This is a genomic window from Advenella mimigardefordensis DPN7 (genome assembly GCF_000521505.1).
Lineage (GTDB): Bacteria > Pseudomonadota > Gammaproteobacteria > Burkholderiales > Burkholderiaceae_B > Advenella > Advenella mimigardefordensis.
On record NZ_CP003915.1, the window covers coordinates 2,777,335 to 2,791,812 of the forward strand.

Annotated in this window: 12 protein-coding genes; 9 read left to right on the forward strand and 3 right to left on the reverse strand. The window is 56.1% G+C overall.

Annotated elements, in window-relative coordinates; all coding sequences use genetic code 11:
* Entirely contained in the window at positions 1–1,392 is a 1,392-nt protein-coding gene (locus tag MIM_RS12775) for a bifunctional tRNA (adenosine(37)-N6)-threonylcarbamoyltransferase complex dimerization subunit type 1 TsaB/ribosomal protein alanine acetyltransferase RimI (protein WP_025373152.1), read from the reverse strand.
* 381 nt (positions 1,393–1,773) lie between these two features.
* Here MIM_RS12775 and ompR point away from each other — a divergent pair, with 381 nt between their 5' ends.
* From ompR to MIM_RS12795, 4 genes are all read left to right on the forward strand, one after another.
* Complete coding sequence (gene ompR, locus MIM_RS12780; RefSeq protein WP_025373153.1) at positions 1,774–2,517, forward strand: osmolarity response regulator transcription factor OmpR; 744 nt, start codon at positions 1,774–1,776, stop codon at positions 2,515–2,517.
* Positions 2,518–2,531: 14 nt separating this feature from the next.
* Positions 2,532–3,935 carry a sensor histidine kinase gene (locus MIM_RS12785; RefSeq protein ID WP_025373154.1) on the forward strand — a complete coding sequence of 468 codons (1,404 nt, stop codon included), beginning with the start codon at positions 2,532–2,534 and terminating at the stop codon, positions 3,933–3,935.
* Between the two features lie 154 nt (positions 3,936–4,089).
* Positions 4,090–4,638: a peroxiredoxin gene (locus MIM_RS12790; RefSeq protein ID WP_025373155.1), complete on the forward strand. Its 549-nt coding sequence runs from the start codon at positions 4,090–4,092 to the stop codon at positions 4,636–4,638.
* Positions 4,639–4,694: 56 nt separating this feature from the next.
* Positions 4,695–5,213 (forward strand): carboxymuconolactone decarboxylase family protein, encoded by a 519-nt coding sequence (locus tag MIM_RS12795; RefSeq protein ID WP_025373156.1) that lies wholly within the window; start codon positions 4,695–4,697, stop codon positions 5,211–5,213.
* A gap of 120 nt (positions 5,214–5,333) precedes the next feature.
* On the opposite strand, the gene ispF is transcribed toward MIM_RS12795, so the two are convergent.
* The gene (gene ispF, locus MIM_RS12800) at positions 5,334–5,819 is read right to left on the reverse strand and encodes a 2-C-methyl-D-erythritol 2,4-cyclodiphosphate synthase (protein ID WP_025373157.1); all 486 of its coding nucleotides are present in this window, start codon (positions 5,817–5,819) and stop codon (positions 5,334–5,336) included.
* A 135-nt stretch (positions 5,820–5,954) separates the two neighbouring features.
* Positions 5,955–6,677, reverse strand: a complete 723-nt coding sequence (locus MIM_RS12805) for an IspD/TarI family cytidylyltransferase (protein WP_025373158.1) — start codon at positions 6,675–6,677, stop codon at positions 5,955–5,957.
* Between the two features lie 239 nt (positions 6,678–6,916).
* On the opposite strand from MIM_RS12805, the gene mfd reads away from it, so the two are divergent.
* The 5 genes from mfd to MIM_RS12830 all read left to right on the forward strand — a co-directional run bounded on the left by mfd (position 6,917) and on the right by MIM_RS12830 (position 14,387).
* Positions 6,917–10,354 (forward strand): transcription-repair coupling factor, encoded by a 3,438-nt coding sequence (mfd, locus tag MIM_RS12810; protein WP_025373159.1) that lies wholly within the window; start codon positions 6,917–6,919, stop codon positions 10,352–10,354.
* 27 nt (positions 10,355–10,381) lie between these two features.
* Positions 10,382–11,257, forward strand: a complete 876-nt coding sequence (gene serB, locus MIM_RS12815) for a phosphoserine phosphatase SerB (protein WP_025373160.1) — start codon at positions 10,382–10,384, stop codon at positions 11,255–11,257.
* A 78-nt stretch (positions 11,258–11,335) separates the two neighbouring features.
* Positions 11,336–11,686 (forward strand): VOC family protein, encoded by a 351-nt coding sequence (locus tag MIM_RS12820; RefSeq protein WP_025373161.1) that lies wholly within the window; start codon positions 11,336–11,338, stop codon positions 11,684–11,686.
* A gap of 96 nt (positions 11,687–11,782) precedes the next feature.
* Entirely contained in the window at positions 11,783–13,669 is a 1,887-nt protein-coding gene (locus MIM_RS12825) for a DUF294 nucleotidyltransferase-like domain-containing protein (RefSeq protein ID WP_042070294.1), read from the forward strand.
* A complete protein-coding gene (locus MIM_RS12830; protein ID WP_245592747.1) occupies positions 13,659–14,387 on the forward strand; it encodes a 3'-5' exonuclease in 729 nt (242 codons plus the stop codon). Before MIM_RS12825 ends, MIM_RS12830 begins: the two co-directional genes overlap by 11 nt.
* The last annotated feature ends 91 nt before the right edge of the window (positions 14,388–14,478 follow it).

A 14,478-nucleotide genomic window follows, 5' to 3' on the forward strand; every position in this document is an offset into this window, starting at 1 on the left:
TCAGGATACCACGGCTTTCTGTAAGACCCAGGCGTCTTCGCTACGACCGCGTCCGTCCGGGTAGTATCCCTTGCGCACACCGATCTGTTCATACCCCCAGCGGCGATAAAACGCAATCGCGCCGGCATTGGAGGGACGCACTTCCAGCAACTGGCTGTCCAGTTGCTGCTGCAACAGGCGCTCCTCACCCCAGGCAAGCAGACCGCCTCCAATGCCTTTGCTTTGCCAGTCTGGCTTCACACCAATAAGCAGCAGATGAGCCACATCGGGTGCCATCAGTTGCAGTGAAAAGGCCACAACCTGGTCAGCATGACACACGACCCAGGCTTCGTAACCGGCATTTAAGGCATCCCGAAAATTACCTTCGGTCCAGGGATGAGACTGTACGCGACGCTCGATATTCACAACAGCATCAATATCCTCCTGCGTCATGCGCCGAATGGTATGCGTCTGCTGTAGTGTGGTGATGGCCTGGCTGCGCGCCTGGCTCTCGGGCGATGCGGGGCCCTCACTGCCGGGCGCAATTGGCTGGACCGCTAAAGGGACCGCACGCGGATTCCCACCCTGCCCCTGGCCTCGTTCCTTAATCGTAAATGCAACCTTGTCGCGGACATACAGCGGTGCAGCCTGATCGGCCGGAATAAATCGACCGGTAAGCCAGGCGCGCAGACCAATACCGGCCATGACCGCGGCTCGGGGCTGCGCATCAGGCACCAGCCTGACGCCTGCCAGTTGCGTCAGCTCGGGACAGACATGCACGCCCGAGCCCACCAGTATAATGGGCGACGACTCATTAGTAGTGACCGGATGCCCTGGCCTAGCGGCATTCCCGGGCGGCGAGGTCTCAATCGTATCTTCAATCGTATCCTCAGTCGTTTCGTTAGTATCGGCATTAATCGTGCTGCTGATCCCGCTCAGCCAGAGCGGCACCTGTTCTGCGGCAATCAGACATGGCGCCTGTACCTGAAGCAGCTCACCCTCGCCGGTCTCTCTGTAACAGGCCAGAAAAACTTCCTGCATACGCGCATCCAGCAGGCTGACAATGCACGCCGACGATGCACCCGTTCTTACGGTTTCAGCAAGAGCAAGCAGTGACGATACAGGAAACACCGGGATGTCCAGCCCCAGACCCAGGCCTTGCGCCATCCCAGCTGCAATGCGCAGGCCGGTAAACCCGCCGGGTCCCTGGCCGAAGACGATGCCACTGATAGCGGTCCGATCCAGCCCCGCCGAACCCAGTAGCTGATCCAGCATAGGCAGCAATTGTTCGGCATGACCGTTAGCCTGATGACTCACCTGCTCGGTGATCCGGGACTGTCCACCCTCGTACCGCAGCAGCGCCACCGACGAACACGTGGCCGAGCTTTCCAGGGAGATCAGATTGACATTCATACACTGCGCTTATTTTAAAAAAGGTGGACGGCCACTCACAACCCAAGCCAGCGGCCTGTGTCGTAACCGCCACTCGGGTAAACGATCCCGTCATTATAAACAGGAAGCCGGTTTTACCCGGGACGATTTGCGCTAAAATAGATAGCACAGCCTCCAAGGGCGTTCCTTCCGGTTTTTAGCAGTACAAAACGATCGGCGCGACGCCTTATTTATTACATTTTGTTTCAAATTGTAATTATTTGCATATCATCATCAACACAAATCCAGAGAAATATTTATAGTGTAACTGATGGTGAAAATTGAACCATGCGCGACAGCAGAAACTGTAACATGTGCTCAAATAGTCCTGTCACTTCTCTCGGAAGCTCTTAACCACTTAGTATGAATACACCACAAACTGCCTCGTCAACACCTCCACGTAAAATTCTGGTAGTCGATGATGATCCTCGTCTTCGCGACCTGCTGCGCCGTTACCTGACTGAACAAGGGTTCAATGTGTTCGTAGCCGAAGACGGGAAGGAAATGACCAAACTCTGGCAGCGCGAACATTTCGACCTGCTGGTACTGGATCTGATGCTGCCCGGTGAGGATGGCCTGTCCATCTGTCGCCGACTGCGCGGCGCCAACGACAATACTCCGATCATCATGCTCACGGCCAAGGCCGAAGAAATCGACCGTATTCTGGGACTGGAAATGGGGGCCGACGATTATCTGTCCAAACCATTCAATCCTCGTGAGCTGCTGGCACGGGTGAATGCCATTTTGCGCCGTCGCGGCTCAGAAGAACACCCCGGCGCGCCCAGCCAGGAAAACGAATCGATCGCTTTCGGTCCCTACACCCTGAATCTGTCTACACGTACATTGTCTCGCGGCGAAGAAGTTGTTGCCATCACGACCGGCGAATTTTCGGTACTGAAAGTATTTGCCCGGCATCCCAAAGTGCCGCTGTCCCGCGACAAGCTGATGGAACTGGCCCGTGGCCGTGAATATGAAGCATTCGATCGCAGCCTTGACGTCCAGATTTCCCGTCTGCGCAAGCTGATCGAGCCGAATCCGGCCAAACCGGTATTTATTCAGACCGTTTGGGGATTAGGTTACGTCTTCGTTCCGGACGGCGGTAACTAACAGACCGCCCTGCCATGGCCGCTGCTCCGGTCCAGTATCCTCAACAGCAGAACTTTGCATCAAAAATCCGGCTGAGCCTGTTCAGCCGGTCTTTTTTCCTGCTGGCTGCATTGCTGGCCGTCAGTCTGACGTGCTGGCTGATTGTGTTTTTCAATATGCAGGAAGAGCCGCGGGCCTCGCAAATGGCCGAACGCGGCATTACTGCCCTCAAAATCACCCGCAAGTCACTCGCCTACGTTCCGGCCAATGATCGGAATGCACTGGTGATCGATCTGGCCACAACCGGGGATATTCAGGTATTTCCCCGACAGCTGGACGATGTATTGCAACCCTTGCCGGATACCACCTTCTGGCGCATTTTCGCCGACAAGATCCAGCGATCCGATACCCAGACGGTCACCAAGATCGCTTCCAGCATGAACGGCGAACCGGGCATCTGGATCAGTTTCAATGTTGGCGACGAGTTGTACTGGTTATTGCTCAAATCCTCCACCGACAATCTGCCGCAAATGCGTGAATGGATCGGCTGGGGCGTGATCGCCTTTCTGCTGGCCCTGATTGGGGCCGCGATCAGCGTCCGCTTTGTGAATACCCCACTGTCGCGCCTGGCCAAGGCGGCCCAGCAAGTTGCACGCGGTGAAAATCCGGCTCCCCTGCCGGACGACCAGGGGCCACTGGAGATTCGTGACCTCAACAGCGCCTTTAATCGCATGGCACGTGATATCCGCCAGACCGAAGCGGACCGGGAATTGATGCTGGCCGGCATTTCGCATGACCTGCGCACGCCCCTGGCACGCATGCGCCTGGAAATCGAACTGAGTAATGTCAGTGACGAAACCCGCAGCGCCATTGACGAAGACCTTGGCCAGATTGATCACAGTATCGGCCAGTTAATGGAGTATGCCCGTCCGGCAGGGGTGCTCCCGGACAAGGCCATCAACGTGTCCGCCATTTTGCACGATCTCACCGACAGGGAAAAAGCGCATACAGAGTCGCTGGGCGGCACGCTGCGCACCATGATTCAGCCCAATCTGTATGCCAGAATCGGCGAATTGAACCTGAAGCGGATTGTCAGCAACCTGATTGAAAACAGCCGCCGTTATGGTCGCTCGGTTTCTGACGGTCAGCCACACATTGTGGTGCTGGTTCGCGAGAAAGGCAATATGATTGAAATCGATGTCTGCGACAATGGGGCAGGTATCAATGCCAAAGATACGGAACGACTGCTGCGACCCTTTTCTCGCGGTGAAGCTGCCCGAACCGGCGTATCGGGTGCCGGCCTGGGTTTATCCATCGTCGAACGGCTGCTGCAGCATGTAGGCGGTACCCTCAAACTGCTCCCGAACCAACCCACCGGCCTCATCGGTCACATAGAAATTCCTAAAGCACGAGATAGAAATTATCAATTAGACACTTAGTTTTGATAGTGTAGAATAACAACTAAAATATATATTGGAAAGTGGACGGTACCATCGTGGAAAACCGTGCACTCCCTTGCCATGCCTTATGGCTTGGTCAATAAGCAGGCCCGGCACCACCGGGCGGGTGTTCAACTTCTTATAAGGAACAGTTATGAAAACAGTTGGTGAAAAGCTCGAATCGTTCAAAGTCGTCGGCGTTAAACCTGGTTTTAACAACCATGAAGAAAACGGCGTTTCTGCATTCGAAGACATCACAGAATCTTCTTTCCCCGGAAAATGGAAAGTGATCTACTTCTATCCAAAAGATTTCACATTCGTGTGCCCTACCGAGATCGTTGGATTCAACAACCTGGCTAAAGACTTCGAAGACCGTGACGCTGTCCTGATGGGCGGCTCTGTCGACAACGAATTCTGCAAACTGGCATGGCGCCGTGAGCACCCAGACCTGAACAAACTGGGTCACTATTCATTTGCCGACTCTACCGGCTCCCTGATCGATCAGCTGGGCGTACGTGAACGCAATGAAGGCGTTGCACTGCGCGCCACATTCATCGTTGACCCTGACAACGTCATCCAGCACGTTTCCGTTAACAACCTGAACGTGGGACGTAATCCGGAAGAAGTCCTGCGTATTCTGGACGGTCTGCAGACAGATGAGCTGTGCCCTTGCAACCGCGCAGCGGGTGGCGAAACACTGTAATTTGCATCAAACCCGGTTCGCCGGGTTTTTCCTCCCCTTTTTAATAGGAAAAAACTATGCAATTTCTAACTACGATTAAAAACGAAATTCCCGATTGGGCCAAGGACATTCGCCTGAATCTGGATGGCACGATTGCCCGTTCTTCCCTGAAACCTGCCGATGCCGTCGGTGTGGCCCTGGCAGCAGCTTATGCCGCGAAAAACCCATTTCTGATCGAACAGTTCAAGTCCGGCTTGTCCGAAGAAGACGCCAATGGCGTACTCACCGCAGCCGCGCTGATGGGGATGAACAACATCTGGTATCCCTATGTGGAAATGACAGACGACAGCCAGCTGAAAACCCTGCCACCGCTATTGCGCATGAATGCCTATTCTTCGCATGGCGGCATCGAACAGGAGCGCTTTGAGCTATTCGCACTGGCTGCTTCCATCATTGGCAAATGCCACTTTTGTGTAAAATCGCATTTTGATAATCTGAAAAAAGCGGGCTTCTCGATTGAGCAGCTACGTGATGCCGGACGGATCGCTGCTGTGGTTAACGCTGCTGCGCAGGCCCTGACGGCTGTCGGCAAATAATTCAGCCCGCCGCGCTATGAATGCCATGCCGCAACGCCGTGTTGCGGCATTTTTCTATCGAAACCATACCAGTTCAGCGCCGGTCAGAGGCTCGTCTCACCCGCGATTGCTTCGGCATTCCTATTGCCTGGCCAGCAAGGCCACAGCCGTGGCCGCAATACCTTCCTTGCGGCCAAGATATCCCAGATGTTCGTTGGTTTTTCCCTTCACGTTCACGCAGCCTGGATCCAGTTGTAGATCAGCCGCAATATTGCTTACCATGGCAGCCGCATACGGCATGATTTTCGGTGCCTGGGCATGAATCGTGGCGTCCACGTTCACCACCTGCCAGCCTGCTTCGCGAACACGGCGGTACGCTTCGCGCAACAGCACCCGGCTGTCACTGCCTTTGAAAGCAGGGTCGGTATCAGGGAATAAGCGGCCAATATCGCCCAGCGCCGCCGCACCCAGTATGGCATCGGTAATCGCATGCAGCAGCGCGTCGGCATCCGAGTGCCCCAGCAGACCATGGGTATGCGCGATCGTCACGCCACCCAGAATCAGAGGGCGCCCCTCCTGTAATGCATGGACATCAAACCCCTGTCCAACTCGCAAGCCAATTGTCATACCACACTCCCATCGTCTTTCATTGTGTTCATTTCATTGCTACAGACACGACTATGCATGCTGCGCCATTGATCGATCATGCCGCGACTGCACAGAAAGCCGTGGCGTATTCCCGATCCAGCGCTGCCGCCCAGTCTAGGCCAGCCACCGCTCCATCATGGCAAAATCGGCAGGCCAGGTCACTTTCATATTCTCTGCTGAACCCCGTACCAGCAGAGGACTGAAGCCCGCCGCTTCCATTGCAGAGGCCTCATCCGTTATATCCAGTCCTTTTTCGATCGCAGTACGCAGCGCGTCCAGCAAATCGTGTGCAGGAAAAAGCTGTGGCGTCTGCGCCAGCCATAAACCGTCACGCGGTATGGTCTGTGCCACGCAAATCTGCTGCTGTTCATCCACGACTGCACGCTTGACGGTGTCGGGCACCGGCAGTGCCAGCAAGCCGCCCCTGCGCTGTTCCAGACAGGCGTCCACCAGGGCCGTGAGCGATGCCGACTGCAGGCCGGGTCTTGCCGCATCGTGTACCAGCGCCCAGCCATCGCCCCTAATGCCCTGTTCGCGCTGTTCGCTGCCCAGAACCGCCTGCAGCGTCGCACTCACAGTATGCGCCCGAGTAGGCCCGGCAGTGCGGTGCACATGGACACGGCTGCCCAGGTTCAGCGTATCGATCCAGCTGTCCTGCGCCGCGACGCCGATATGGACAGCACTGACTCTGGCGTCGGCACGCAGGGCTTCCACAGCCAACTGCAACATGGTCACGCCATTGATCATGCAATATTGCTTGGGCATCTGCCGACCCGCTGTAAGTGCCCGGCTACCCACGCCGCCCGCAGGGATAATCGCAAAGAGATTGTCAGTCATAGGGATTGCCGCAAGCTCGGCGGCTTTCGCATCATTCAGGAGACCAGATAATATCACGCCGCTCCGCTGCCGGGCCAAATCGCCGACAGCGATCCTGAGGGGATCGGAGCAGATCGGCACCGTATCGGAGTACGCCGTCACTTCGCCCACAGCAAACCACGGCGCTGGCAGGCGGCAAGCTCCCGGGTATCTGATAAAATGGTCGGATTCGATTCCATGCATTTCATGCTTCTGTCTCTGTGTCAAACACTGCCCTCACCCCGCTGCTTTCCGCGCTTAAACCCGGCCAACGCTATCGCTATCCGCGTCCGCCGGGCTCGGGGGACGCATGGCTGTCGGCCGAACTGGCCCGGGCCGCCGGCAAACCACTGGTTCTGCTGTGCGCCGATCCGCTTCAGGCTCAACGGCTGCATGATGAAGTCACGCTATTTGACCCAACCTTGCGGGTGCGCCAGTTTCCGGACTGGGAAACACTGCCCTACGATGGTTTTTCGCCGCACCAGGATCTGATTTCCCAAAGGCTCAAAACGCTGTCCGCACTTATGCAGGGCAAAGTCGATGTACTTACCGTACCGGTCACCACCGCCCTGTATCGCCTGGCACCAACCGCCTTTCTGGCAGCCTATTCCTTTTCTTTCAAAAAAGGCGACAAACTCGACGAAGCAGCCCTGCGTGACCAGTTGATGCTGGCCAATTACGCCCACGTCTCGCAGGTTGCCGCGCCCGGCGAATTCTGCATTCGCGGGGGCCTGATCGATTTATTTCCAATGGGTTCGGTACTACCCTATCGCATCGACCTGTTCGACGATGAAATCGAATCCATCCGCAGTTTCGACATGGACACCCAGCGCAGCCTGTATCCGGTGAACGAAGTAGAACTGCTGCCCGGCCGCGAATTTCCCATGGACGAAACGGCCCGCAATCATTTTCGCTCGCGCTTTCGCGACCTGTTCGAAGGCGATCCCTCGCGCGCCACCCCCTACAAGGATATGGGCAACGGCATCGCCTTTGCCGGCATCGAATATTACCTGCCGCTGTTCTTTGACGATACGGCGACGCTGTTCGACTATCTGCGCCCGGAAACCATCACGATTACTGTCGGTGCAATCGAAGAGGCCATCGCCCAGTTCCACGACGACACGCAAAGCCGCTACCGGTTTCTCAAAAGCGACCGCGAACGCCCTGTACTGGCACCGGAGCACCTGTTTCTTTCTGAAGAACAGTTTTTTGTTCATCTGAAATCCTTTGCCCGTCTGCATCTGGATGAAAGTGCTGCCAATACGGAATTTGCGCCAGCCCCCGATATCGCCGTTCTCCGACGCAGTGATGACCCATTTGCACGCCTGCGCACCTGGCTTGAAAGCGGCCGGCAGCGCCTGCTGCTCTGCGCCGATTCTGCCGGCCGTCGTGAAACGCTGCTGCAGTTGCTGCGTGAACAGCAGCTGGAGCCCAGCGCCGCCTTCGATAGCGTCCAGGACTTTGTCGCTTCCGATATCGATTTCGGCATTGCCATTGCCCCGGTGAACACCGGCTTTATCATTCGAGATAAGCAACTGTGCCTGGTTACCGAAAATGACCTGTATCCCGGGTCGGCATCGGTCGCCCAGCGTCGCCGCAAAAAGCAGGAACGCAGCAGCGATGTAGACGCCATGGTGCGCGACCTCTCGGAACTGCGCGAGGGCGATCCGGTTGTGCACATGCAGTACGGCATCGGTCGCTATCATGGCCTGGTCACCATGGATCTGGGTGAAGGCGATATCGAGTTATTGCATCTGCAATACTCAGGCAATAGCACGCTCTATGTTCCGGTCTCGCAACTGCATGTGATCTCGCGTTATAGCGGCGCTGATCCTGAGCATGCGCCATTGCATCAACTGGGATCCGGTCAATGGGACAAGGCTCGCAAAAAAGCGGCCAAGCAAATCCGCGATGCAGCCGCTGAGCTGCTGGCCCTTTATGCATTGCGCGCCGCACGTGAAGGCTTTTCCTTCAAGCTGCCCTTTTCCGACTATCAAACCTTTGTTGAAGGCTTTGGCTTTGAAGAAACCGCCGACCAGCAGGCAGCCATTGATGCCGTGATCGGCGACATGACTTCGGGCAAGCCGATGGACCGCCTGGTTTGCGGCGATGTGGGTTTCGGCAAAACCGAAGTGGCTCTGCGCGCGGCCTTTTTATGCGTCGCCAACGGCAAGCAGGTGGCCCTGCTCTGCCCCACAACCCTGCTGGCCGAACAGCACGCCCAGACCTTCGCCGATCGCTTTGCCGACTGGCCAGTGCGGGTAGCCGAACTGTCGCGCTTTCGCAGCTCAAAAGAAGTAAAAACGGCGCTGGAAGGACTGGAAGCCGGCACGGTTGATATTGTCATCGGCACCCACAAACTGCTGGGCAAGGAAGTCAAATTCAAACGCCTGGGCCTGGTTATTATCGACGAAGAACACCGTTTTGGCGTACGTCAGAAAGAAGCCCTCAAGGCCCTGCGCTCAGAAGTGGATATTCTGACCCTCACCGCTACCCCCATTCCACGGACGCTGGGCATGTCGCTGGAAGGCATCCGCGATTTTTCCGTGATCGCCACCGCACCGCAAAAGCGTCTGGCCATCAAAACCTTCGTAAGGCGCGAAGACGGCAGTACGATCCGCGAAGCGGCGCTGCGTGAACTCAAGCGCGGCGGCCAGGTTTATTTCCTGCACAACGAAGTAGAAACCATCCAGAATCGGCGGGCGCGGCTGGAAGAACTGTTGCCCGAAGCCCGCATTGCCGTGGCTCACGGACAAATGCCCGAACGCGAACTGGAAGAGATCATGAAAGGTTTCTATCAGCAGCGCTTTAATATTCTGCTGTGCACCACGATTATCGAAACCGGAATCGACGTACCCAGCGCCAATACCATTATCATCCATCGTGCAGATCGACTGGGCCTGGCGCAATTGCACCAATTGCGCGGGCGCGTCGGCCGTTCGCACCATCAGGCCTACGCCTACCTGCTAACCCCCGGGGAAGACGCCATTACCAGCAACGCCAAAAAGCGGCTGGAGGCGATCCAGTCCATGGAAGAACTCGGCTCGGGCTTTTTCCTGGCCATGCACGATCTGGAAATCCGCGGTACCGGCGAGGTGCTGGGCGAATCGCAATCGGGTAACATCAACGAGATCGGCTTCACGATGTACACCGATCTGCTCAATGAGGCAGTGCGGGCACTCAAGGCCGGCGAAGAGCCTGATCTGGAAACGCCGTTCAATTCCGTATGTGAAGTCAAACTGCACACCTCTGCCCTGCTGCCAGCCGACTACTGCACCGACATTCATGCCCGCCTGTCCCTGTACAAGCAACTGGCCCATGCCAAGACCGAAGATGATCTGCTGGCCATCCAGGAAGAGCTCACCGATCGCTTTGGCAAAATGCCGGACCCTGCACGCATGCTGATTGCCACACACCGCCTGCGCATTCTGGCTGAAGCATTGGGTATTATCAAGGTGGATATCAGCGACGAACAGGCGCTGCTGGTATTCGGTCCCAAGACCACTGCCGACCCGCTCAAAATGATCGAGCTGGTACAAAAGCAAAAGCACATCCGCTTTTCAGGGGCGGATAAACTACGCATTGAATTGAGTAAAATGCCCGACATCAGTCGCCGCATTGATACCATTCGCCTGCTGCTCAAAACACTGGCGGCCTGACTATTCTTTATCCGGATTTTTCATCATATGCATCTCGTCCTCCAAGCCCCCGGCATTCGCCATGACCTGATTGAACAGGCTGCTGCGCTGGTCAGCGCCAATCGCATTACCCCTCTGAACGCCTGCGCCATGCGGCTGGAAGACATAGACGTTGACGCCCTGGCCGAATTGCAAACCTGGGCAAAAGCAAAACACATTGACGCGGCATCGCTTGACGTTATCCGTCCATTGACCGACATGAAAGTGCTGGCCATGGATATGGATTCAACCCTGATCAATATTGAATGTATTGATGAAATTGCCGATATGGTAGGAAAAAAGGCGGAAGTTTCTGCCATCACGGAAGCGGCCATGCGCGGTGAGATTACCGATTTCAGCGAAAGCCTGCGGCGACGCGTCGCCCTGCTCAAAGGCGTAGCCGAAGCAGATCTGCAACGCGTCTACAATGAACGCCTGCAACTGAATGCGGGTGCCGAGAAACTCATCGGCGCCATGAAGGCCGCGGGTGTCCACGTGATGGTGGTGTCCGGCGGCTTCACCTTCTTCACCGAAAAACTGCGCGCGCGTCTGGGACTGGACAGTACTCACGCAAACGTCTTGCAGGTCAATAACGGCAAACTGACCGGGCAGGTAGAAGGCGACATCGTCGATGGCCAGAAAAAAGCCGAGCATCTGCAGGCGCTTGCCCGGTCGCTCAACGCCACACCCGAACAATGTATCGCGGTGGGGGACGGCTCCAACGACCTGACCATGCTCAGCCATGCTGGCTACTCCGTCGCCTATCGCGGCAAACCGGTATTGCAGCAGGCTGCGGCATTCCGCATCAACAACGCCGGACTGGATGCCATTCTGAACTGGTTCGACAGCAAAGACGCCATACAGGCATCGCGACATCGACAGTAAACGTCCTGAAGCCGCGACCGTCCGGGCAGCCACTGTTCCCGGTACGACGTGATGGCAGGCAAACACAAGGCGCACATCATGAAAGTTAAACGTATTGTTGCCAATATCCATACTGAAAATATCGCTGCAGCCAAAGCGTTTTATCAGGACGTCCTGGGCATGGACTTGCTGATGGACCATGGCTGGCTGGCCACGTATGGTTCGAACCAGACCATGCAGACCCAATTGAGCATCGCCAGCGAAGGGGGAGCCGGCACACCCGTGCCTGATCTGTCTATTGAAGTAGATGATCTGGACGAGGCCCTGCAACGCTGCACTGCGGCTGCCATCACACCAGAATATGGGCCGGTGTCCGAGCCCTGGGGCGTACGCCGTTTTTTTGTGAGAGACCCATTTGGTCGACTGATCAACATACTGGTTCATCTCTAAGGTGACAAGCAGGTATAAAATAAGCCTGCAAACACCCTAACCGTGAAGGGATCGGCTACTGCCCAACAGAAGACAATCCACTGCCGGGGAGACATCATGCAGTTGAATCAGGCCACCGTTGAACATCTGAAACGCTTTCCACCTTTTCAGAACATGCAGCAGCACGTACTGGAAGCACTGGCGAGCCGCTTGACCATCAATTACTTTGCCACGGGCGAGACAATCATCCCCGCCAATGCACCACCGCCAGATACGTTCTATATCGTCAAACAGGGCATTGTGCAAACGGAGCAACTGGCCAGCTCGGCCCGTCAGTATCGCGACACCTTTGAACTGCATGAAGGCGAATGCTTTCCCCTGGGCGCCATCCTGGCCAGCCGCTCGCCCGGCAGTCAGTTCGTTGCCGCCACCGATACCTTTGTCTATGAACTGAGTCTGGCAGGCTTTCAGCAACTGCGCGCCGAATCACCGGTTTTCCGCGACTATTGCGAACAGCGCACTGCCTTGCTGCTGGAATACTCCAAGCAGATTATCCAGGCGCAATACAGCCGCAGCAGTACTGAACAGCCGGCACTCACCATGCCTCTGCAACAACTGATTCGCAGGGAACCTGTTACCTGCCCGGCCAGCCTGCCGCTGCGCCACGTGCTGCGGCATATGAAGGAACAGCAGGTCGGCTCCATCATTGCCGTTGACGAGAATGAACAGGTAGTGGGCATTTTTACGCTTCAGGACTTGCTGACCCGGGTCGCGCTGCCGCAGGCCGATCTGGATGCGCCCTTTGCCCGCTACATGACGACCGATCCTGTTTCACTGCCCCCGGGCGCACCCGCCTCCGAGGCGGCGCTCATCATGGCCCGACGCGGTTTCAGACATATCGTGGTCGCCGACAGCGACTCCGGTAAATTGCGCGGTATGGTGTCGGAAAAAGATTTGTTCTCTTTGCAACGCATCAGTTTGCGACAGATCAACCTGCGGCTGCAGGCCGCACAGTCGGTTCAGGATGTGGCAGCCTGCAGCGAGGATATTCGCAAGCTGGGCGACAATATGATGGCCCAGGGCATTGCGGTTGAGCAGATCACCCAGATTATTTCGGCACTGAATGACGTCACTCTCTGCCAGTTGTCACGCCTGATCCGTGAGCATCATCCTCAGGTGAAACAAGTGGACTATTGCTGGCTGGCTTTGGGTTCTGAAGGTCGCATGGAACAAACCCTTTATACAGACCAGGATAACGGCATTATTTTTCAAACCACTGGCACACAGGACACACAAGCGATAAGAGAAGTGCTGCTGGCGTTTGCACATGAAGTCAATCTGGCCCTGGATACCTGCGGCTTTCCGCTATGTAAAGGCAATATCATGGCTTCCAATCCGCAATGGTGCCTGAGTACCGATGAGTGGCGTCATCGCTTCAGCGCCTGGGTCAACAGCCCGGATCCAATGGCCATCATGCATTCAACGATCTTCTTTGACTTCCGGGCGCTGGACGGCAATATGGAACTGGCTTCAGCTCTCCGCCGGTGGCTCAATCAAATTGTGCAGCAGCATCCTGTTTTTCTGCGGTTTCTCACTCAAAACGCCATCTCACGCAAGCCGCCACTGGGGCTATTCCGGGATTTTGTCACCAGCCAGGACAACACCCTGGACCTGAAAACCCAGGCCGCCGTCCTGTTTGTAGACGTAGCGCGGATACTGGCGCTACAGGCAGGTAGCCCTCACACCAGCACCGTCCAGCGACTGAAGCAAGCCGGACCGGCTGCAGGCCTGCGCCAGGAACAGGCTGATGCCTACGCGGAAGCATTTCTGTATATCCAGTTATTACGCATGCAATTGCATCATCAGTCAGCAGCCAGCCATTCCCCGTATACCAATCAGATCAACCCGGCGACCCTGAACGCACTCGACAATCGTATCCTGCGTGAAGCCTTTCGGCTGGCCAAGTCGCTGCAAAGCATGCTCGCGGTGAAGTATGCCCTTTAACAAGATGATCAATGCGCTGACGCGTTTTCTGCGCCAATCCCCTGCTCACCCGCGTGCGGCCTCCTTGCAGAAAAGGTTTGAAGCCTGGCGCGCCTTGCCGGCAGCGAACAGCAGGCAAACCGTAAGGGACAGCCGAATCGTCGTTCTGGATGTGGAAACCAGCGGCCTTAATCTGAGGAAAGATCGCTTAATAGCGATTGGTGCCGTAGCCATTGTGCAAGGCCGGATCATGCTGAACGACACTTTTGATATCGTGCTGCGACAGGAACAGGTCAGCAGTAAAAGCAATATTCTTATCCACGGTATTGCAGGTGGGAAACAGCGCAGCGGCACCGAGCCGGCCGATGCCCTGATGCAGTTTCTGGAGTACATCGGCCCCGACCCGCTACTGGCCTTTCACGTTGCCTTTGACCAGACCATGCTGGAGAAAAGCATGAAAACCTGGCTACAGACTGATCTGCGCAAACGCCCCTGGATAGATCTGGCCTATCTGGCGCCTGCACTGTATCGGGAACAGGCGCTGAGCCACAGGACCCTGGATGACTGGATGCAGCTGTTTCACATACACAATCAACGACGCCACGACGCCGTGGCCGACGCGCTGGCCACTGCCGAGCTATTTCTGTGTCTGAATAAAAAATGCGAACAGCTGGGCAAGTACACACTGGATAGCCTCTATACTGCCGAAAGACAGTACCGGACGCTTATTGCACAATAAACGGGGTTCGGCTTTGAAGGACAAAAAGCACCGCGGACAACAAAATTGAACGGGTACGGTTGTCTTGGTCGACATGCGCATGAAAAAACCG